This is a genomic window from uncultured Marinobacter sp. (assembly GCF_963974375.1).
Lineage (GTDB): Bacteria > Pseudomonadota > Gammaproteobacteria > Pseudomonadales > Oleiphilaceae > Marinobacter.
Genome location: NZ_CAXBDN010000040.1, coordinates 1 through 21,372 on the forward strand (window position 1 = coordinate 1; position 21,372 = coordinate 21,372).

15 protein-coding genes and 1 riboswitch are annotated in these 21,372 nt (G+C 54.6%); of the genes, 4 read left to right on the plus strand and 11 right to left on the minus strand.

The window, feature by feature from the left end:
• On the minus strand, nt 1–805 hold an 805-nt coding region (wecB, locus tag AAC035_RS05350), incomplete at its 3' end, for a UDP-N-acetylglucosamine 2-epimerase (non-hydrolyzing) (RefSeq protein WP_339800924.1).
• Between the two features lie 285 nt (nt 806–1,090).
• Here wecB and AAC035_RS05355 point away from each other — a divergent pair.
• On the plus strand, nt 1,091–2,248 hold the full coding sequence (locus AAC035_RS05355; RefSeq protein ID WP_339800927.1) for a hypothetical protein: 1,158 nt from the start codon (nt 1,091–1,093) through the stop codon (nt 2,246–2,248).
• A 3-nt stretch (nt 2,249–2,251) separates the two neighbouring features.
• Here AAC035_RS05355 and AAC035_RS05360 read toward each other — a convergent pair whose 3' ends face one another.
• From AAC035_RS05360 to yhbY, 10 genes are all read right to left on the minus strand, one after another.
• Nucleotides 2,252–3,181: a glycosyltransferase gene (locus tag AAC035_RS05360; RefSeq protein ID WP_339800930.1), complete on the minus strand. Its 930-nt coding sequence runs from the start codon at nt 3,179–3,181 to the stop codon at nt 2,252–2,254.
• Nucleotide 3,182: 1 nt separating this feature from the next.
• Nucleotides 3,183–4,562, minus strand: a complete 1,380-nt coding sequence (locus AAC035_RS05365; RefSeq protein ID WP_339800932.1) for a hypothetical protein — start codon at nt 4,560–4,562, stop codon at nt 3,183–3,185.
• Nucleotides 4,552–5,184: an acyltransferase gene (locus tag AAC035_RS05370; protein ID WP_339800935.1), complete on the minus strand. Its 633-nt coding sequence runs from the start codon at nt 5,182–5,184 to the stop codon at nt 4,552–4,554. The genes AAC035_RS05365 and AAC035_RS05370 overlap by 11 nt, the downstream gene beginning before the upstream one ends.
• Nucleotides 5,184–6,749: a hypothetical protein gene (locus AAC035_RS05375; protein WP_339800938.1), complete on the minus strand. Its 1,566-nt coding sequence runs from the start codon at nt 6,747–6,749 to the stop codon at nt 5,184–5,186. Before AAC035_RS05375 ends, AAC035_RS05370 begins: the two co-directional genes overlap by 1 nt.
• 1,065 nt (nt 6,750–7,814) lie before the next feature.
• Nucleotides 7,815–9,281, minus strand: a complete 1,467-nt coding sequence (locus AAC035_RS05380; RefSeq protein ID WP_339800940.1) for an oligosaccharide flippase family protein — start codon at nt 9,279–9,281, stop codon at nt 7,815–7,817.
• Between the two features lie 30 nt (nt 9,282–9,311).
• Complete coding sequence (locus tag AAC035_RS05385) at nt 9,312–10,088, minus strand: type IV toxin-antitoxin system AbiEi family antitoxin domain-containing protein (RefSeq protein WP_339800944.1); 777 nt, start codon at nt 10,086–10,088, stop codon at nt 9,312–9,314.
• 167 nt (nt 10,089–10,255) lie between these two features.
• Nucleotides 10,256–11,689 (minus strand): exosortase/archaeosortase family protein, encoded by a 1,434-nt coding sequence (locus AAC035_RS05390; RefSeq protein ID WP_339800946.1) that lies wholly within the window; start codon nt 11,687–11,689, stop codon nt 10,256–10,258.
• A 198-nt stretch (nt 11,690–11,887) separates the two neighbouring features.
• Nucleotides 11,888–12,646 (minus strand): DUF4114 domain-containing protein, encoded by a 759-nt coding sequence (locus AAC035_RS05395; RefSeq protein ID WP_339800950.1) that lies wholly within the window; start codon nt 12,644–12,646, stop codon nt 11,888–11,890.
• Between the two features lie 31 nt (nt 12,647–12,677).
• A riboswitch (cyclic di-GMP riboswitch) is annotated at nt 12,678–12,752 on the minus strand.
• A gap of 309 nt (nt 12,753–13,061) precedes the next feature.
• Nucleotides 13,062–15,680: a tetratricopeptide repeat protein gene (locus tag AAC035_RS05400; RefSeq protein ID WP_339800951.1), complete on the minus strand. Its 2,619-nt coding sequence runs from the start codon at nt 15,678–15,680 to the stop codon at nt 13,062–13,064.
• Between the two features lie 311 nt (nt 15,681–15,991).
• A complete protein-coding gene (yhbY, locus tag AAC035_RS05405) occupies nt 15,992–16,294 on the minus strand; it encodes a ribosome assembly RNA-binding protein YhbY (RefSeq protein ID WP_339800954.1) in 303 nt (100 codons plus the stop codon).
• A gap of 399 nt (nt 16,295–16,693) precedes the next feature.
• On the opposite strand from yhbY, the gene ftsH reads away from it, so the two are divergent.
• The 3 genes from ftsH to glmM form a co-directional block, all read left to right on the plus strand.
• Nucleotides 16,694–18,643, plus strand: coding sequence for an ATP-dependent zinc metalloprotease FtsH (gene ftsH / locus AAC035_RS05410; protein ID WP_339800956.1), 1,950 nt, complete (start codon nt 16,694–16,696; stop codon nt 18,641–18,643).
• A gap of 169 nt (nt 18,644–18,812) precedes the next feature.
• Entirely contained in the window at nt 18,813–19,646 is an 834-nt protein-coding gene (gene folP, locus AAC035_RS05415; protein WP_339800958.1) for a dihydropteroate synthase, read from the plus strand.
• A gap of 412 nt (nt 19,647–20,058) precedes the next feature.
• Nucleotides 20,059–21,372: phosphoglucosamine mutase (glmM, locus tag AAC035_RS05420; protein ID WP_339800961.1), on the plus strand; the 1,314-nt coding region annotated here is incomplete at its 3' end.

The window sequence follows — 21,372 nt, forward strand, 5'->3', positions numbered from 1 at the left end:
CTATAAGATGAACGCGAGGGTTACTGCCGAGCAACCGCCGCACTGGCTCCTGGACATTAGGGTTCAAGTGCACCGGGTACAGAATCTCGACGTCCGGGTGACTTTCTGCAATAGCCGCCAGTGACTGGCAAATGCGTTCGAACCCAGCCCCAAAACTCTCCCGCCGGTGGCCGGTTACCAGGATCAGCTTTCTGGACGCGTCCAGGAAGGAGAATTGTTCATTACACTGCGAGGTGAGAGACGGAGCACCGTGAATCTTGTCCCGGACCTCTAACAAGGCGTCAATCACGGTGTTACCGGTTACATAAATCTGCGTGTCTGCCACACCCTCGCGGATCAGGTTCTGGCGGGCAATGTCGGTAGGGGCAAAATGCAGGCTGGCGAGGGCGCCGGTGAGCTTGCGGTTGGCCTCTTCCGGCCAGGGGGAATACAGGTTACCGGTTCTTAACCCTGCCTCCACGTGGCCTACGGGTATCTGCTGGTAGTATGCGGCGAGGCTGGTAGCCAGAGTCGTCGAGGTGTCTCCGTGCACCAGTACTATATCCGGGCGAAAGGATTGCAGCACGCCCTCGACACTGGTGAGTATCCGGCCGGTGAGTTCAGACAGGGTTTGCCCTGGCTTCATCAGATCAAGATCGTAATCCGGCACCAGTTGGAACAGGTCAAGCACTTGATCCAGCATTTCCCGGTGTTGCGCTGTGACGCAGACTTTCGAGTCAAAACGGGAATCAGCTCCGAGGCGAATGGCCAGAGGGGCCATTTTGATGGCCTCAGGGCGTGTTCCGAAGATGGTAAGCACTCTCATACAGCTTGCCTTCCCTGGAGAGTTTGGAGCGAATTTCTGGTTACAAAACTTTACCAGATGTACGCTCATAACTGTACAGGCTAGGAAGGTAAATTTCTGTGAAAAACGGTCTATTGGGTGCTGGGCGTGAATTACAGTGCAGTGCTAGACTGAAAAAATTGGTTACATACTTCGCCGTTTGTTCACATAACGTTGCGAGGAAAACGCGAGTTCATCACGCCCATTGAAAGGCGGATAGACTAGGCTATAAGCATTGATATCAGACTTAAAATGGGGATTGCAGTTATGGCTTTTTTTAGCACTCGGCTGGGCAAATGCTTGCTCATGACATCTTTAGTTGCAGCGCCTTTTTTTGCAGGGGCTGAGGTGATTTTTGAAGAGAATTTTGACGACCAGCCGGATTGGCATAGTGGGTTACCGGAAAACAATACCGGGGCTTTTCCTGTTAATGGAGCTGGCCCTGATAGACTTCAACGTACTGGAACTCATGTAGTTCCAATGAATTGGCATAGCGTATATCAGGATCCAACGTGGGCTCCATCGACTGGACATCCAGATCGCCATGAAACTATTGAAATTTTATCGGCGAACTCAGACAAAGCAAGAGGTAATGCCGGTAAGTCATTTGTCCAACGCAGAGACTCATCGCGAGACCCTGCCTGGAAATGGAATTCTGATGGGCAGTTACTAAAGCTTTTCAGGGAAGGGTACGAATCTCTTTACATTGAATTCTGGATTCGCTTCGATCCTGACTGGACGGTTAACCCGTCTGAGGATATGAGCAAAATTTTCAGGGTTGGAAGTTGGTCTGAAAGCGGCAGTGAGTTTCAAGCGTTTGGTGGGGGAGAGCAGGGCCCTTTGTTTTTGTGGGATTGGAAGCGCGACACCTATGGCGTAAGGAATATGCAAACCCTAAGGGGGGGGCCGCACGGTGAAAATTACACGATGACTGCTGAGCAAAAAGGCAGTCACCCAAGAGGTTCTCTTAACTTTACGAGAGATATTGCTGAAATGGGTGTCGGGGGAGGCGTGCCCAATATTATAGATCGGGTAAACGGTGGGTATATATCTGATAATTTGAGGCAAACCGTAGAACATTATCAGATATACGGTAAAAGCGATTGGACCAAAATAGCTTTTTATGTCCAAATGAACAGCTCACCTGGTGCCGCTGATGGTTGGCTTGTTCAGTGGGTTAATGATGAGCAGATTGTAAATGTGCGGGACATAATATGGGTTGATAGATTGCCAGACGGTACAGGTGAAATGGTCAAGTGGAACTTTTTTTCAATAGGCGGCAATGATTATTTTAAATCATATACCGATGATGTTCGTAGACAAGAATGGTATTCAATAGATGACTTGGTTGTACGAACTTCAATCCCCGATGGTCTAAAAGGCTTAACCCCACCTAGCCCTCCCGCAAGTGTTATTATCGATTGATACTTATCGGTAGGGTGGGCTTAAGTAGCCCATTGCCCTGCCGGTAAGGTATGAAAGATCAAGAATGTAAGAAAGAAATAGTTCCTTTATATTTCCGGGAATTCGTTTCGCTCTTTTATATCGTTTCGTTGTCAAAACTAGAGGCAAAATTAATGCTATCAAAAATAGGGGGGGCGTAAATAAGTAAATTTCAAGTATTGCTGTAATTGCAGCGAATGCTATCGATAAAATATAAGTAAGTAATAATAAAAAAACTGGATCCTTAAGATTTTGAAGTTTATTTTTTTTGTAAGATTTAGCATGCCATGCTTGTCGTTTAATGTGTGAAAATATTGTCTGTGCGTTACCTAAATGAGTGACATTTAATGCGCGTGTGATTTTTATTTCTTGTCCTATAGCGCGAATTCGAGTAGATATATCTGTGTCTTCTCCAGAGGTTCTTTTTTCGTCAAATCCACCAATACTCTTGAAAAGCTCAGTGCAAATAACAATTGAGCAACCAATTAACTCAGCTGGAAGGCTGTTTCCTTCGGGTCCTTCTAGAAGCCAGTAGCGCTCAACCCATTTTGGGTTTTTAGGTAGTATGATGCCTCCACCAAAAACTCTTTTCGGATAATTTTTCGCCAGCTTCTCTGCTCTAGCGAGCCAATTGCTATCAAGTGTGCAATCCGCGTCGATGAAAACAAGATATCTCCCCGTTGCTGCCTTGGCGCCAGTATTTCTGACAGCTCCAACTTTTACGTCCGGGAGGAGAATTATCTGATCAGCGTACTTTTTTGCAATAGTCACGGAAAGGTCAGTCGATCCATTATCAACGACGAGTATTTCGTATGACTCTCTAGAATAGTCTAAGCTGTCTAAGGACTGGAGGCATTTCTCAATATGAGCTTCTTCATTTCGACAAGGAATTATAATTGAAAATACTTTTTCCATTTTATTGGTCATCAACCAGAGAAATTACCGACTTAAATTTTCCATTCGAGTTTCTCTGTATCCTATCAGTTATTTCTAATACTACACCCATTTCATTAAATGTCCTCGTCCTTAGATTTTCTTTTATTTTGTCTAGGTTTATTCTGCTTTCGGAAGATTGTGGCACAATTTTCACTGTACAATGCGTTAGTGAATCTTGTATGACCTGTGCTTCCTTTATTTCGGAAATGCCTTTGAAAATATGGTCAATTCGCCCAATTTTTCTACCATCGGGCGTTCTGACGTAGTCGTCCATCCGACCTTCAATGGTATCTATGGTGTGAGCCAAAAACGTCTCATCGTCGCTAGAGGGAGGGAGTGTGGCCCTATCGCCAACCTCATAACGCAACAAGGGCATGCAGGTGTTTGACAAGCTAGTCGCAAGAATCGTTCCGGATATGGAATGTTTGGTATTCCTATCAGTATATAATTCAGTGATTCCGATTACTGAATTGCTTTGGTACATTCCTGTTCGGTTTTGGCCGGCAAATAGAGCATATTCAGCGGTACCGTAATAATCAAAGACAGGGCAGCTAAAGACTTTTTCTATCCGCTCGCGCTGCCATTCGAGAAGCGTTTCGGAGTTGGTAACTATTGCTTTCGGCTCGAATCCAGGAGTCGTTCCAGCTTTTTTATAATGCGTGGCCAAATCAGATAGGGCAGAAGGATAGCCAATGAGTTCGTGTGGCTGGAAGTAATCGAGATCTTTCTGATAAAACGGAAAGGTTCTTTCACTGAGATGATAGCTTGAATAAAGCCTTTGGTTTTCAGCTCGATTGAACCTTGAAAACGGCGGGTTCATATTTTCAGGTCGTTGAATCATCCGCCCTGCGAACGTAGCGCGGGGCGCTCCGAAAGGGACGCCATGATATTCTTCGTGATCAACCAGCAGTGCCATCGCCAGTTTGTAGGTTCGTTCATTGACGTGGAGTGCCAAGGGCGTCCCTGTACTACCGCTGGTGTGCTGGATCATGAAAGGCTTTTCCTGACCGGAACGAAACTCTGCTCCCCGTTCCCGCAGGGTCTGCTTGTCCAGAATCGGTAGTTTCTGAATATGTGAGACATCGGTGATGTCGTTCTCATGCAGGCCGTGTTCAGCGAATAGTTTCTGATAATAGGGAATGTATTCGCGGCAGTGTTTTACCATTTCGTGGAGCTTTTCGGATTGATAGGCATCCCGCTGTTCCGGGCTCCAATCCCTCGATTCCCGGACCAATTCTCGCAGTTCATGATAGACGCCAGTATATCTCTTCCGGTAAAGCTTATACCCCATGGCAGAAACCATGAGGTTCTGCAGCCATACGGGCGATGAAAAGTAGAGGGCCTCGGCTTTACTGGGCATGGTGCTCAGCCTCCGGTTCTATAGCCGAATTTCCTCCGATGCGATTTCGAATCACCTTTGCCGGATTTCCCGCCATAATGTCTCCACAGTTAGCAGTTTTGGTAATGACGCTTCCTGCTGCAACAACAACCTTGTCCGGAAGGCTGGCCATGACAACGGCTGTGTTGCCTAGCCAGCAATCTGCTCCGATTTGGATTTTCTCGAAACTCCCTCCTTGCTCCTGAATAGGCCGGTCGGTGTCGCTGAATGCGTGCTGTTTGCTGCCACTAAGAACATGCACTCCGCTGCCCAGAAGCGTGTTCTCGCCAATGGTGCACTTTCCGATGTTGCACTGAGGGCCGATGTATACACCTCGGTGAATCGTGGTATCCCGATGGGAGAAAATGGTCAGGAAGCCGATGGATATCTCATCTGATGTGCCGGGGCAGGCGAGGCGGTAAAAGGCGGCGCGGATGTAGATACCGGTCTTGCCAGGGAACAGGCTCAGGAACTGTGAGTATGCCTGAAACGCGCCATCGCTTTTGCCGCCCCCACTGGTAATCCAGTAAAGACCGAACAGGGGAAGTACCAGTAGAAGCACCATATTTTTGATGGTGCGTTTGATCAACGCTCTGGTGGCCATCAACGATTCATCCTTGCGTCCAGCCAGGCTTTTTCCCGGGATGGTCGGAACTGGGTAAGACCCAGGCCAATCCGTTGCAGGATTCGGGCTGCCAATTGTGGCCAGGTTAGCAGTGGCTGCCGTTTCGTGTTTTGACCCGCGTGTTTGCGGCTGTCTGCTGCACCTGACTCTGGTTGAATATGCTGTGGCCCATGATTCTGCGCCAGTATGACCAGTATGCGTGAAAAGTGTCTTTCCGGGCTTTGGGTCAGTGTATTGCAGGAACTGTCCAACCACTCCTGTCCGGTTGCAAGGTAATCCTCTGCTTCCAGTCCATGACTGAGTTCTGCCGCGTTAAACATCAGCATGGCTTTGCGAATGTCCTGGGCAACCCAGGTGTCATTGGCAAATTCAAGTTGGTCGGATTCCTGAAGGAACGGCCGCTCATGGTCTTTCATCCAGGCAGCGTAATGTAGCAGGGAGTCCCGGGCATAATGATACGCTTCATCTGTTTGACCCAGCTGGCGTTTGACCCAGAGGTAGCGGGCAATCGCCGCCATCAGGATCAGGTAGGACCAGCCGATTTCGACGTCCAGAAGATTCCGTTGCTCAATGTTATCTTTGGGGTGAATGGTGTCCCGGATAACGTGTTCCGCTTTGATTAGCCATCCACCGCCTGGTTCCAGTATGGCGGCATCCAGCAAGGCGGTCAGGTAGTTTCCGGTACCTCGGGTAAAGGGATACCGGTGGGGGCTCGGTCGCTCGCCCTTGAGCAATGCCTTCAGTTTGGGGATTTCCTGCTTTTTTACGGCCAGCAATTGTGCGAGCAGCCCATGGCTGCCTTCGTGGATGCCTACCATCCACTGAGCCAGGTCCAGTACCGCTGTTCTTGAATCCGATGACCCGGTCATCAGGTAGTGATAGAGCAGCCCTGTGGTGTAGCAGTGTTCGGCCGCTGGTCCTCCACCGGTCTGCCCAGGAGTAGAGCTGGTGTCGTTATGCCGGGTAAAGGTTCGATGGGTGGCCGTGTGGGCGGGCAGGTAATGATCTGTATGCCAGAACAACCCGTGATTGTATTCGGCCCGGTCCTCGTCGGTGTGATAGATATCGATGTCTGTCACATGGCGGGCAAGGTCATCCATGAGTTCGAACCAGCGGGTGTCTCCGGTAAGGGCGAACTGGCGGGCGAAACCGTAGATGGCGTCGTACTGGTTGTTGTAGTGTGAAACCAGCGGCGTTTCATCCGGCTCTTGGTACAGGGTTTCATGGTCGGCAAAGATGTCACCGAAGTTGCGCCATCCGTATTCGTCTATCATTTCACGTTTGGCAAAGAAGTTCTGCTGGCCTTCCAGTCCGTGCTGAATCAGATCATCCAGTGCAGTCTTTGGCGCGTTGGCTGTAAACCAGGGGAATGCCCGAGATTGTTCGTAGTCTTCTGCAGCAACCCGGGCTACTAGCGGGCTGTGTGTCCAGCGCAGGCTATCCGGGCTGTCGCTACTCTCAATCCACAATGTCTGGGTTTTGCGTTCGCCACCCTGTAGTTCGTGGGGCTCCGTGGTGTTTTTGGGAAACAGCTCCAGGCACAAAGAATCGGAGGTGGCCTCAATAGCGCTGGGAAAGTTTTGCCAGAATTTCGGGTAGCTTGCGTGTAGTATCTGACCGTTTTTGCGGGTTAGGGTGACAAGGGGTGAGGCTCGCAGTCCTGCAAAAAGTTCGCTGTTGCCTTGGTTCAGTCGGTAGCCTTGGTATCGGGGTAGAACCGTTCCCTCTGCGTTAACGTGGTTCAGGCTGTTCCAGTTTTCACCGCCGCTGGACTCCTGGTGAAGGCGCGTTGTGCCACCTACCTCAAGTTTAATGCTCGGGGTATCCGGCCCCGTATGAAGAACTGCTTCGGAGACGTCGAGCTGAGTAACCTGAACGGACAAAGATCGGAAGTGTATGGATCCGGAATCTCCCAGATCCCAAAGGCCGCCGGAGTGTCTGGCCCGCTGCGGATTGTGAATGCAGACTTCCACTTTTTGCAGCTGGATACCGGTGTACGTGGTGACATTGCATGTGAACCGAGCAAGCCGTGTGCCATCACTGCGTAACCAGTCTCCGGTTATCTGGCAGGTCTGGGCAACCGGGCCTTCGTGAAATCTGACCCAGTTTCCATCACATTTTGCCTGGCATGAATGGCCCTCGTTATCGGTCAGGGAGACAGAATAATGGAGGGCATCCGGGCCTTCGGTTTTCCACTCCAGAGCACCATCGGTGAATGCGACTGATGAGCGTGGTGCCGGGTCGGGTTCCGAAAGGGTAGTGTTGTCTGTTCGGCGCAAGCTGAGCTGCTGAACTTCATCGGCTCTCTGATTGATGATTGTTTTAACGTGGACCCAGCGCAGGCTCTGATCTGGCCAGGTGAGTGCCGGGGAAATATCAGCGGCTAATCGCTCGCCACTCTTACTGGTGAGAGCCAGCCCATCGCAGCTGCGGGAGAATCCTTCAGGAAGAGGGACGCCAAAAGTCAGCGGTTCGTTTACCCGGTTAACCCCGGCCCCATCCCTGAGATTTATTGTCGTGAATTCCTTCATCGCGGATACAGCTCAAGTCCATCTGTGGTAGGCGTTAGGATAGCGGGTTCCTTAGGTAACATAAAGTAACAAAGCGGGTCAGGAAATCGGATTTTTCCGGTTTGATACAAGGTTCTTTCTTAGGCTGCTGAGTTGCTGCCATTCCTCACTGTTTTTTATCAACAAGAAGCCTGCAAACAGCGTCAGCGCGGCGCTCAAGCCAACAAACAGCGAGCCTCTGGCCAGCAATTCAAGTATGGATGGCCAGCCCGACATAGCGGGAATTGTCACCAACCAACCTGCGATGAGTGTGCCGGCACTGCCTGGCAGGCAAAGGTAGATCAGTCGCAAGGTACCAAAGTGGCTCCATCGGGCAACAATCGCCAATAGGGCTATCGTTGTGGCTACCGCAAGCCATCCCCGGGCCCAGGCCATGACATCCAGGCTACCGGTAGCGCTATACCAGAGTATGACAATGATGGTTGCGGTTGATATCACATCAAACCAGAACAAGGCCTGCACCCTGCCCAGGGCAATAATCGTGTCACTGATCAGCGCAAACAGGCAGAACGTAAAAAAGAACAGCCCGAACAGGCGCAAAAGATGTGCGTACTCAGTCCACTGCGGCCCCAGTAATACTCTAATGATAAGTTCCGGGTAAAGCATGATAAAGGTCGTAATGGGGATCAGCAGGGTGATCATAAGCGCAAGGCTGAGGCGTACCCGATACGCCAGGTTCTCCGGGTTGTGTTTGCTCTGAGCAATGGCGGCCAGCAACGGCTCGCTCATTGGTATGATCGCAGACAGTGCCGGCAACAGGCTGACCTCCCGTACCAGGTTGTAGCCCCCCAGTTGTGTGGTGCCAAAGAGTTTGGAAACCATCAGGTTGTCGATCTGGGAGCGGGTAAACCCGACCAGACCCCGTAATAGCAACCATTGGGAAAACTGCCACTGCTGACGAAGATGGATCAGAGTCCAGCGGGGTCGAAAATCGTGAACTTTGTAGGAACCCACTGCAAGAATGACGGCAGACACCAGGGTGCCGGCGATAATGGCCCAGTGACTTGGCTGAATCATCGCGATGGTGATAACTGTGGCGAATGATAGCCCTTTTTGCCAGAGGGTTAGCCGGAAAACCGGTCTGTAATTGATTTCTCGGGCCAGCTTCATCATGCCGGGGGTTTTCAGGGCCCGGATGGGCAGGGAGAGAGAGGCGACTGCCAGTGCCAGGGCCAGTTCCGGTGTGTCAAACCAGGCTGCGATTAGCGGGGATGTTGCAATAATTACCAGGGCGATGCTGCTCTTGATCAGTACATCCATGCTCCAGGCAGTACTGAGATCGTCATCCGTCAGCGTGTCTTTCTGAATGATGTACTGCTGGTTGCCGGTTTCTACCAGAAGTTCAAAAAACTGAAGAGCAATGGTGACCAGAGCGACAATGCCGAAATGCTCAGGGGTCAGCAGTCGGGCAAGAATCAGAGTGGAGATAATCCCCAGGCCCCGCTGGACCAGCTGCAGGCTGAGCAGCAGGGAAGCGCTTTTTAAAACTTTGAGGCTGGTGGACATATCGATTCTTCTTATCCATGGTCAGTGACCTTAGTGCATTTCTGCAGGCACAGTGATTGCCCATTTGGTGTTCAGCCGCCCCTTTTCGGCGATTACTCGCTTCCCTGACCCGAGGTCATATTCACCAGGCTCAAGGCACCTGAACCACACATGATCCTGGCGTTCTGCCAGCCACAGGAATAGTCGTTTGACCTTTACGCTTCGGCAGCCCCTGAGGAGAGCGTCCGTCTTTCTGGGTGAAAGGTTGAGAAGCCCTTGCATCAGTGCGTCGGCGTGCTCAAAGCTAATTGCTGAAGGTACGCCGGTAAGCACTTCCATTATGGCCTTTTCCGGGCAGGAGTACTTAATCGGAGGCAGGCCTTCTTGCCAGTGGTATTGACGACTGAACCCGGAATTTACCATGATTGATTCCTGCCAAAGCTTCTTTGTCCCGTGCCACTCGAAATCTGCAGTTACTGCCACTCTTTGGATCCATCGTGGCAACTGCGATTCAGAATAGAGCTGAATTCTCTCTTCCGGGCCGGTCGACAAGAAATGTGTCAGATTGGCTAGTTTCAGCGCAGTTAAGCCACCCACATGGGTGGGGTTTTCAGACATTCTCTGCAGCGAGGCAACAATGCCCTGCCATCGGACAGTTTGCTTGTGCAGCGTATACACGCCCGGGGCCAGCGGCACCAGGGTTCCACTGCGTATAGCGTTATCCAGAAAATGCAGACTGAGACCCTGATCAAGTAGCCACGGCTTGGTGGCTACCATGGATAATGGCAGTAGGTCTCTTAGCTGTTCGCGCGCTTTTTTATTAAGCATGGTTTGAATGGCTCTGAATATACGGCAATTATCGACGTAAAATTAGAAATAATCAAACCAAAGCAGTCTTGTGGGTTTGCTAAGATATAAATGTACGGCGGTTAATGACGTGAAATCCATTAACAATAAACTTTCAGCCGGGCTTCGGGTCGAGTCAGCTTTTCTCGTCAGCCTGGCGGGTCCAGATGGATAGTTTGCCGTAATGTGTCAATCTCACTAACCGCCGCATCACACCCTCTAACAGAACAAGGCGCCTGCAACGTAATCAACGCAAACCGGTTCTGTCCCCGCAGTGTAGCCGGTATCTGCAGCAGTTTGGCGTTGCGGTAGCTGTTAGTGGTGTAGCTTCCCACCTGATAGTACTGGCTGAAGGCAACCTGACGGCGGTTGGTGATGTGGCGGTAAACCCGGATTGTGTAACCCTCATGGCGGCTTTCCAGAAACCATTGGCCGTCATCCACTGTGCGGGGTAGGTAGGGGACCAGTTTATCATCGCGGCTCTGTTTTTGGGACTGGGCCAGGGAGACCCAGGCGCCCATGCTGTCGGTTTGCCATACCCGGTGGCTGAGCTGGTCCGGAAGGTTCATTGGCAGTGGCAACTGGTCTGCGCGAGCCTCCTTGAGGTTGCTCGCTGTGATGGACCATTCCGGAGATTGCTCTGCAGCTGAATGAGCCAGGGTGATGCCCAGTGTGCCGAGAATGAAACCGGTGATAACGAAGGCCAGGCTTTTCGGGGCCACCCTGGCAGGGGTGCCCTCGGGCACGCCCTTGCGGCGATGGACCGGTGCCAGCAGCATGGTAGGAACAATGAAAGCGGCGTAGACAACCCAGCCGAAGGTTTCGTGGTCGTGCATCAGGCTGCTTTCCATATTGCTCTGGTAAGCAATAACGACCAGGGCCGTAATGCGAACCCAGTTCACCAGCAGTGCCACACCCATGCCCACGGCCACCGCAGCGATCCAGCCCTTCCAGCGGTAATCGTTGAGTATCGCTGTCATCATGGCCAACAGAATGGAGATGGCGAAGTAACGGATGCCTGAGCAGCCGTCGGCAATGACCAGTCTGCCGTAAGGCAGGGTGATGTTGGCGCCTTCTATAAGGGCGGGCATTCCCATCATCCGCACCAGGTCGCTGACTACTGCGGTGGCCAGTATCACCAGGTACGGGACGGTGTCAGCCCAGATTGGTAGTGACAGTCCCAGCAGTAAAATGTAGGGCAGCATTTTCAGCGCCGAACGGAAGCCAAGCATGGCCCAGGCCGTGGCGGCTACCCCGGCCGGTAGCATCAAATAGGCAAGGGTATCTATGCGTACCAGTTCCAGCAGAGCCCAGACCACTACTGTGGCCAGAAGCACCAGCCCGCCGGCAATGGAGGGTTTGCTTTTGCCCGCGTTGTTGAAGGGTGTCGGTTTTGGCGGATGAATCAGCAACAGGCCCAGAAAGATCAGAAAGGTAGGCAGCCCGTGTGCAAGCACCTGTTCCCACTTCAGCCACTCGGTAACCAGCCGTAGCCAGGTGGGCAGAAACAGCAGAATAGCCACACCAGTGACAATCAGGTAGGGCCGGGAAAGATGAAACTGTTGTAGAGTTGTCCGTAACATGGGGTGCCTGACTGCTATCCGGTTTTAGGGCTGTTCAGAGCATACTGTGTGGCGGTTTTTACGTCATCACTTTATCCGGATTCTTTAGGTTTTTTATTTATTTATGTGCAGTCTGAGTAAACGTCGCGGGGCGAGCCACAAAAAAAGTCGAGGGCTTTCGCCCCCGACTTTCAGTCACTTCAGGGTTCTGATCAGAGATCAGGCCTTGCGGCGACGGGCAGCGCCCAGGCCGAGCAGGCCAAGACCCAGAAGGGCCAGGGTGCCGGGCTCGGGTACTGGCAGTACTGACTCAACCATCACCACCAGGTCATTGAAGTCCTGGTCGCCGCCCAGAACGTCTTCCCAGGCAAGAACGAACTCGTTATTAGTCCACAAGCCGGATTCAAATCCAGCGATCTGAACAGTATCAGTATCGGTGCCCTGGAAGGCCACCATCTGATCAGCTCCACCGGTGTTCAATGTGCTGTCGGAGTAAAACAGCGGTGCGTTGTCCTGGTTGTTCTCGGTGCCCAGGTAGTAGCCAAAATCTTTGCTGGTAAACACGCCCTTGGTGTCGCCGTTAACGCGAATGCTACCGTCGAGAAGCCTGGACAGTGTTACCTGTGAGTTAACTGCATCGCTATCAGCACCGTTGAACAACTCAACATAGTTGTTAGGGTTGCTGCGATCGTAAACGCCAAAAGTATTGCTACTTGAGTTTCCCGCGATTTCGATAACAAATGTTGAAACACTACCGCCGGAAGCGGTGATGTTCCAGTAGCTATCCATGCCGTCATCAAGCTGATCGGTGTTGACGTTTACAGACGATACGCCGCCATCAGTGATGTTGTTCAGCACGTCTTGAAGTCCTGTGCCTACACCGTCGTCGCCAAAAGGCGCGATTACAACAGGAGCAGCTGCTGCAGAAGCTGCAAAGCCTGTCATTACAGCGGCGGCCAGTAATTGTTTGTAGTTCATATTGTGTTCTCCGTGGGATATTTGTTGCGTTCCTTGCAGCCCGGCGGCCTGCGAGAGGTCCGTGGCTTTCCGTCCCACCCTCGCGGATGGTTTGGCAGTCTGTTTATGAAATCACAGCTTTCACATCAACTTAACAAGCTAAAATCGTGCCAACAATTAAAGTCTTTTAAAAACATAGGCATAGGTTTTTATATTTGGAAATATCAAAGAACGATGTAAAAAAAACCGACATGGAGTGATTGAGTAATGCAATGTTTTCAGGGGGATGGTGGCATGTCGGGTTTTTCCGTGTAAAAAAACCTGACAGTCATTATTGGATTAAAGAGTGCGGTTCAGGCGGGGTGTGCGCTGGCCTGCTCCGCCGTCCGGGATTCGTGGCGGCGGAGCAGGTCCGAGAGGTGAAATGCTTGGTTGTTCAGAGTTTGCTGCGGACGGTTTCCAGATGCTGGCGGATATCTTCGTTGTCGGGTGCCAGCTCGTGGGCCTGTTCCAGCACGGTGACGGCGTCCTGGTGTTGCCCGGCCAGATGAAGAATCCAGCCATGAGTATCCAGTATCGCCGCATTTTTCGGGACCAGTTCGCTGGCGCGTTTGGACAGCTCCAGGGCTCGCCCGGTATCGTCTTCCCGTAGCAGCCAGGCGAGGTTGTTCAGGGCCAGTGGCGTATCGTAGCGGCGTTGGATAACCGCTTCGTAGTGTTCCACTGCCGCCGGCTCGCGGCCTTGCTGCATCAGGTAGTTGGCTCGTGCGAGGTGGGCAGTGAGGTTGTTCGGAGCGCTGTCGACCCAGGCACTGGTCAGTTCTTCCATATCACCCGGAGACTGTTGCGGAGCCATGCCAACCATCATGGGGAGAAGCGATGCGTCCTGATGATCTTCCCACTCCCGTTCCAGATATTTCCAGGTCTCTTCAGGGCCTTTTTCTGCCTGAATCAGCTGGGCCCGCATAATGGTCATACGGGTGTCTTTGCCGCGATTGGCTTCTATGTTATCAAGCAGGGTGAGGGCTTCATCGTAGCGGCCTTCCATGGCGGTGATGCTGATGGGTATCAGGGTAAAGGTCAGGTTATCCGGCTGCAGTGCGGCGGCTTCGGCTGCCTTGGACCGGGCCAGTGTCCAGTTTTCCTGACGAGCGGCCTGCTCGGCCTCGGCCACCAGGAGCTGGCCTTTTACGGTCAGAGTGAGTTCGTTCTCTTCGGTGTCGCTCATGGCGTCGATAATCGCCCGGGCGTCATCCATCTGGCCCTGCTGAATTCTTATCTGGGCAGCCAAGGCCTGGCTGTTGGTGGCCAGGCCCGGGTGACGGCTGGCGGCAGCGTCCAGCCATTCTACTACCTCGTCCGGGGTGTGGCTGCTGGCGTACAGCCGGCCGGCCTGTTGCAGCGGCGCCAGGTTGGCGGGATTCAGTGCGGCTGCGTCCAGCAGGGCTTCGATGGCTTCTGCGGTTTCGCCGCTGCCCTGGTAAACCGCGCCCAGTGCCAGGTAGGCGGGCTGCCAGTCAGGGTGGTCGCTGATCTGTTTACGCAGGCGGGTTTTGGCGCTGTCGGCGTCGCCCAGCTGAAACTCGGTCAGTGAGGCAAGCAGCAGGGCCTGGCGCTCGTCACTGAAGCCGTTGATCAGGGAATCTTTGACTTCTTCGGCCTCTGTGGTCTGGCCGGTGCGAATCAGCAGGGTCAGGTAGCTCTGGGTGATGTTCCAGTCTGTGGGGCTGTTGGTGAAAGCCACGCGCATCTGGCCCAAAGCCTGTTCTTGCTGACCTTGTTCCATGTAGTGGCGGGCAAGCGCCAGTCTCAGCCGTGACCGGGAGCTGTCCAGGTTCAGGGCTTTGCTGAGGCTGATGACGCCTTTTTCTGCGTGTTCCGGAAGGCCCAGGGCCAGAATGCCATGCATGGCCAGCAGGTCCACATCATTGGGGCGGGCTTCGATGGCACGGGCAAGGGTGGTCAGGGCTTCTTCCCGCTTGCCGCTGTCAATCTGGGCAATGGTGGCCGCACGGATAAAGGGAGTGGGCGTTGTTTCTGCATCGATGTTGTCGATCAGCAGGCTTTCCGCCTGGTCCTGGCGGCCTTCCTGCAGGCTCAGGGCGCCCAGCATCATGGCAACCTGTTCGTTCTCGGGGTTTTGCTGCAGTAGGTCTTCCAGGGTGGTGCGTGCGGTATCCAGATCGCCCCGGCTGATGGCTTCGATGGCGGATTCGGCACGGTCGCGGGTCTCGCGGTTGCTGTTCTCGGCGAGAATGCGGTTATAGACCTGGGCCTCGGTGATGTTGCCCTGTTCTGTCTGAGTTCGGGCCAGCAGGGTAATGATGTTACGCCTGACCGGTAGGAACACGTCTGCATTGGGCACGCTGGCGGTGGCATCGGTGAGGGTGTTTGCTGCCTGCTCCAGGTTGCCGTTACGGTAATGGGCAAGGCCGGTCAGGTAGAGCAGTTCCGGGTTGCTGCCGTTGCGCTCGCGCCACTCATTCAGTAACTGCAGCGCGCCGTTCGGATCGCCAGCCTCGATCATGGCCATGGCCATCACCTGGTTGGCTTCGCTGTGGTTCTGGTCAGTGGTCAGAACCGGCTCCAGGGTGCTGATGGCCGCCTGATAATTCCCGGCCAGGCGCTGGGTCTGTGCTGTCAGTACTTGATGTTCGTGGCGTAGTTCGGTATCGGAAGGGCTGACCTGCTCCAGGGTTTCCCGGGCTGACAGGTGCTTGCGTTGCAGGATATAAGCCCGGGCGAGGGGCAGCGCTACCTGTTCTTTGTAGTCCTTCAGCCAGGGTTCCAGCAAATCCGAAGCCTGCTGGCCGGCACCCATGTTGTTGTAGATGCCCGCCAGGGTGACCACGTGTGTCACATTGCCCGGGTCTTTCTGAACCGCGTTCCGCACTTCAAGCAGTGCCGACCGGAACTGGCCCTGGTCGGCGTAGGTTTGCGCCCGGGTAATATGGCCCTCGGCCTCGGAGCTTTCACCGTTGCTGCTGCAGCCGGCAGTGATGAGTAATGTGGCAGTAAGGGTGCTGGCGGCCAGGATTCTGAACAGCGACTTCATATCGTTCCCTCGAATTAGGCAGTTTCGTTCTGATTGGTTTTTAATCGTATCCTAGCGCTTTTGTTGCTATGTGGACAGGTGGTTTTTGCGTGGGGGAGTAGCCGGCCCTTCGACAGGCTCAGGGCGAACGGTAAGGGGAGTTAGCGTCCTTCGACAGGCTCAGGACGAACGGATCTTTGAGTCTGGATTGAAATCCCCGGAATAACCCCGTTCGCCCTGAGCTCGTCGAAGGGCGGTGTCACCGAGTATAAAGGTCCCTCGTCAGCCTCAGGCTGGGCGGCGGGCGCTACCCCTCGCATCAGACATGCTAATTAATGCGTCAGATTACTCAGCTTCGGATTCGGCTTCTTGGCCCGGCGCAGGATTACGGCAATCTTGCCGATGCTCTGTACCAGTTCGGCTTTGGAGTTCTTGCAGAGTTCCGCAATCATTTCTTGGCGAGCTTCCCTGTCGGTGCTGGACACCTTGATCTTGATCAGTTCGTGGTCGTTCAGGGCCCGGTCCAGTTCCTGCAGCAGCCCTTCGGTCAGGCCTTTGTCACCGATCATGATTACCGGTTTGAGGTTGTGGGCAATGGCGCGATATTCGCGACGCTGGGCGGGGGAAAGGCTCATGATGAATTCTCTTGATCGGTGTGATGAACAGATACTGTGACGATTAGCTGCCCGGCGGGCAGAAATCCGGTCGCCAGAACCGTATAATGACGAAATGATAACAGACCCCGGGTTCAATTGAATGGTTGGTTGCACGTAGGGTGGGTGGAACAATCTGCCGCTATTCCGGTCTGAGTTCGGTTGATGGTGGTGGGCCGCCTAAAGTCGACTTGTCATTTCCGGCATAGTCCCCAACATAGAGACATGGCAGCGAATGATAGGGTAATGGGCCAACAATTATATCTGCCGCGCCCGGCGAGCTGTTTCTGGTGGCGTGGCGTATAGTTGGTGTAAGGTGTCAGTAACAGGCGGCGCTCGGTTTCTACCGGTGGCCGCCCTGCAATTCACAGGTGACGATCCTTGAACGATATGGCTAAAAATCTGGTTTTATGGCTGGTAATCGCAGCCGTCCTGCTGATGGTGTTTCAGAATTTTACTCCGAGCACCACCGGTCAGCCGGTCAATTACACGCAGTTTGTACAGATGGTAGAGCAGGGCCAGGTGAGCCAGGTGACCATTGACGGACTGACCATTGAGGGACAGCGCAGCGATGGCTCCCGGTTTGAGACCGTGCGCCCGCCCATTCCCGACAACCGGCTTATGGATGACCTGTTCACCCATAACGTTGAGGTGATCGGTAAGGAGCCGGAGCGTCAAAGCCTCTGGACCCAGCTGCTGGTCGCTGCGTTCCCGATTCTGATCATCATTGCACTGTTCGTGTTCTTTATGCGGCAGATGCAGGGCGGTGGCGGCGGCAAAGGACCCATGTCCTTTGGCAAGAGCAAGGCCCGCCTGATGAGCGAAGATCAGATCAAGACCACGTTCAGTGATGTGGCTGGTTGTGATGAGGCCAAAGAGGACGTGAAAGAACTGGTGGATTTCCTGCGGGATCCCAGCCGGTTCCAGCGTCTGGGCGGCCGCATTCCCAGTGGCGTGCTGATGGTAGGTCCTCCCGGTACCGGTAAAACACTGCTGGCCAAGGCCATTGCCGGTGAAGCCAAGGTGCCGTTCTTCTCGATTTCCGGTTCGGACTTCGTCGAAATGTTTGTGGGTGTGGGTGCGTCCCGTGTCCGTGACATGTTCGAACAGGCCAAGAAGCAGAGCCCCTGCATCATCTTTATCGATGAGATTGATGCGGTCGGTCGTCATCGTGGCGCCGGCATGGGTGGTGGTCACGACGAGCGTGAGCAGACCCTGAACCAGCTGCTGGTTGAAATGGATGGCTTTGAAGGTAACGAAGGCGTTATCGTGATTGCCGCCACCAACCGTCCTGACGTTCTCGACCCTGCGCTGCTGCGCCCGGGCCGGTTCGACCGCCAGGTGGTGGTCAGCCTGCCGGATATCATCGGTCGGGAACAGATCCTCAAGGTACACATGAAGAAAGTGCCTTTGGCCGACGGTATCAATCCGGGTGTGATCGCCCGTGGTACCCCCGGGTTCTCCGGTGCCGATCTGGCGAACCTGGTGAACGAGGCCGCCCTGTTTGCGGCCCGTCGTAACCAGCGGCTGGTCACCATGGAAGAGCTGGAACTGGCGAAAGACAAGATCATGATGGGCGCCGAGCGCAAGTCCATGGTGATGAACGAGAAAGAGAAGCTGAACACGGCGTACCACGAATCCGGTCACGCTATTGTGGGCCGGCTGATGCCGGAGCATGATCCTGTCTACAAGGTCAGCATCATTCCCCGTGGCCGTGCTCTGGGTGTCACCATGTTCCTCCCCGAGGAAGATCGTTACAGCCACAGCAAGCGTTTCCTGATCAGCCAGATCTGCAGTCTGTTTGGTGGTCGTATCGCTGAAGAGCTGACTCTTGGTTTCGAGGGCGTCACCACCGGTGCCTCCAACGACATCATGCGTGCCACCGAGCTGGCCCGTAATATGGTGACCAAGTGGGGCCTGTCCGAGAAGCTGGGTCCGCTGAAGTACGATACCGACAGCGAAGAGCCGTTCCTGGGTCGCAGTGCCGGCCAGAGCCATACCGTGCATTCGCCGGAAACTGCTCAGCGCATCGATGAGGAAGTTCGCAACATCATCGATACCTGCTACGAGAAGGCGCGTCAGATTCTGGAAGAGAACCGCGACAAGCTCGACCTGATGGCCGAAGCCCTGATGAAGTATGAAACCATCGATCGTCCGCAGATCGACGACATCATGGAAGGCCGCCCGCCACGTCCGCCCAAGGGCTGGGGTGACGATGGCCGTCCCGGTGGCGGCGAGCCAGTAGACGAGCCGAAGCCAGAAGGTACGCTGCCGGATGATAACGGCCGGGATATCGATGGCACGGCTGGCCGCCCTGCAGGCGAGCATTAACCAGGCCTGAAATGCAGCAGAAGTTTCAGGGATGACAGTGGATTTTCAGGGATGAGAGTGGCTGCGGATAAGTTGAAACGCCGTCCTTAAGGGGGCGGCGTTTTCGTTTCTGGCGATTGAGTGTTTGAGAGCCGAAAATGACCTTGAGCAGAGTACACGCGGAGATTCGATGATCATGAAATTTGCCCGGCGCGAACTGGATATGTCGCGCTGTCACGTGATGGGTATTGTGAATGTAACCCCGGATTCGTTTTCGGACGGTGGCCAGTACAACCGCCTGGACGATGCCCTGGATCGCGCCCGGGCCATGGTGGACAGCGGTGCCACCTTTGTGGATATCGGTGGCGAATCGACCCGCCCCGGCGCGGCGCCGGTTTCACTGCAGGAGGAGCTCGACCGGGTCTGCCCGGTGGTGGAAGCCATTTCCCGTGAGCTGGATGTGGTCATTTCCGTGGATACCAGCACGCCAGAGGTGATTACCGCATCGGCCGCGCTGGGTGCGGGCCTGATAAACGATGTTCGTGCGCTGGAGCGCCAAGGGGCGCTGGAGGCTGCAGCGGCCACAGGACTTCCGGTCTGCCTGATGCACATGAAGGGCTCCCCGGACACCATGCAGCAACGCCCGGAGTATCGTCACGTGGTTCGCGACGTGGCGACCTACCTGATGGACCGGGTCCGTGCTGCGGAGCAAGCCGGCATCCGCTCCGAACAGATTCTGCTGGACCCGGGCTTCGGCTTCGGCAAAACCCTGGAGCACAACCTCCGACTGCTGGCGGCACTTGATCAGATGACCATGCTGGGCTATCCCTTGCTGGTGGGCATGTCGCGAAAAACTATGCTGGGTCAGATCACCGGCCGTGAGGTCAGCGACCGCTTGCCCGCAAGCCTCGCCACCGCCACAATAGCAGCCCTGAAAGGCGCCTCTGTTATACGAGTTCATGATGTTCGTGAGACTGTGGATGCTGTGCGGGTGGTGGAGGCTATGAGGGAGGTGCGTGCCTGACGTCCTTCGACAGCCTAAGGACGAACGTGAAAACTCCGTTCACCCTGATCCTGAGCCTGCCGAACAATCGAAGGGTGGTGACGCAGAGGTTACGTCCTTCGACAGGCTCAGGACGAACGTAGATAAAAGGCTCAGGACGAGCGGGGATTCTTGTGATGAATGGGAATTTCGCACCAACTCCGTTCACCCTGATCCTTCGGCAGGCTCAGGCTCAGGACGAACGTGAAAATTCCGTTCACCCTGAGCTCGTCGAAGGGTGGTGGCGCGGAGTTTACGTCCTTCGACCCTTCGGCAGGCTCAGGGTCAGGACGAACGGGGATTATCAGGATAAATGGAGATTCCCGGGCCAAATGAAGATTCCCGGGACGAACAGCCCACAATACAACCTAAAACAGACAAGACGGAGCAGTCAGTGTCAGCAGAGCGTAAATATTTTGGTACCGATGGTATCCGTGGCCGGGTTGGGGAGGATCCCATTACCCCGGAATTCATGTTGCGGCTGGGTTGGGCGGCCGGGCAGGCGTTCAAGCAGGACGGTCAGCGCAACAGTGTGATCATCGGCAAGGATACCCGGCTCTCCGGTTATATGTTCGAGTCGGCCCTTGAGGCCGGTCTGTCTGCTGCGGGTGTGGATGTAAAGCTGCTGGGGCCTATGCCGACGCCGGCCATCGCTTACCTGGCGCGCACCTTCCGGGCCTGTGCCGGTATTGTGATCAGTGCCTCCCACAACCCGCATTATGACAACGGCATCAAATTCTTTTCCGGCGACGGCACCAAGCTGGATGATGCGCTTGAGGCGGAAATCGAGCGCTGGCTGGATGAGCCCATGGTGGTCTGCGAATCCGCGGATCTTGGCAAGGCGTTCCGTGTTGAGGACGCCCCCGGGCGCTACGTGGAGTTCTGCAAGAGTACCGTGCCCAACGAATTCACCCTGGAGGGCATGCACATTGTTCTGGACTGCGCCCACGGCGCTACTTACCACGTGGCACCGAAAGTGTTCCGTGAGCTGGGTGCCCGGGTAACGGTAATCGGTGGTGATCCGGATGGTCTGAACATCAACCTGGGGGTCGGCTCTACCCATCTTGAACTGTTGAAAGAAACCGTGCTGGAGCGCCAGGCGGACCTTGGTATCGCTTTCGATGGCGACGGCGACCGGGTGCTGATGGTCGACCGCGACGGCTCTGAAGTGGACGGCGACGAGCTGATTTACGTCATTGCCTCTCAGCGCCGCAAGGCCGGCACCCTCCAGGGTGGCGTGGTTGGCACCCTGATGACCAATCTGGGGGTGGAGCTCGCGCTGCAGGAACAGGGTATTCCGTTTGAGCGGGCCAAGGTGGGCGACCGCTACGTGATGGAGCGCCTGCTGCAGCGGGGCTGGGTGCTGGGGGGCGAAGGCTCAGGGCATCTGGTGATTCGCGACTGCACCACCACGGGCGACGGCATCGTGTCGGCGTTACAGGTTCTGCTGGCCTGCTGGCGCTCTGGTAAAACCCTGGCGGAATTGCGCCACGGTATGACCAAGCTTCCGCAGACCATGATCAATGTCCGGGTTGCTCAGCGCTTTGACCCCATGTCACGGCAGGATATTGCAGGCGCGGTGCGCAAGGCAGAGGTTGATCTGGGCGCTACCGGCCGGATCCTGATGCGGGCCTCGGGCACCGAGCCCTTGATCCGGGTGATGGCTGAAGGTCAGGATGCCGCCGTGATAGCCCGGGTGGCGGAAGAG

Coding starts and splice junctions, on each gene's coding strand:
- AAC035_RS05360 (WP_339800930.1), bottom strand. CDS start 3,181: ATGGAAAAAGTATTTTCAATTATAATTCCTTGTCGAAATGAAGAAGCT.
- AAC035_RS05355 (WP_339800927.1), top strand. CDS start 1,091: ATGGCTTTTTTTAGCACTCGGCTGGGCAAATGCTTGCTCATGACATCT.
- AAC035_RS05370 (WP_339800935.1), bottom strand. CDS start 5,184: ATGGCCACCAGAGCGTTGATCAAACGCACCATCAAAAATATGGTGCTT.
- AAC035_RS05390 (WP_339800946.1), bottom strand. CDS start 11,689: ATGTTACGGACAACTCTACAACAGTTTCATCTTTCCCGGCCCTACCTG.
- AAC035_RS05395 (WP_339800950.1), bottom strand. CDS start 12,646: ATGAACTACAAACAATTACTGGCCGCCGCTGTAATGACAGGCTTTGCA.
- AAC035_RS05385 (WP_339800944.1), bottom strand. CDS start 10,088: ATGCTTAATAAAAAAGCGCGCGAACAGCTAAGAGACCTACTGCCATTA.
- AAC035_RS05400 (WP_339800951.1), bottom strand. CDS start 15,680: ATGAAGTCGCTGTTCAGAATCCTGGCCGCCAGCACCCTTACTGCCACA.
- yhbY (WP_339800954.1), bottom strand. CDS start 16,294: ATGAGCCTTTCCCCCGCCCAGCGTCGCGAATATCGCGCCATTGCCCAC.
- AAC035_RS05380 (WP_339800940.1), bottom strand. CDS start 9,281: ATGTCCACCAGCCTCAAAGTTTTAAAAAGCGCTTCCCTGCTGCTCAGC.
- AAC035_RS05365 (WP_339800932.1), bottom strand. CDS start 4,562: ATGCCCAGTAAAGCCGAGGCCCTCTACTTTTCATCGCCCGTATGGCTG.
- folP (WP_339800958.1), top strand. CDS start 18,813: ATGATCATGAAATTTGCCCGGCGCGAACTGGATATGTCGCGCTGTCAC.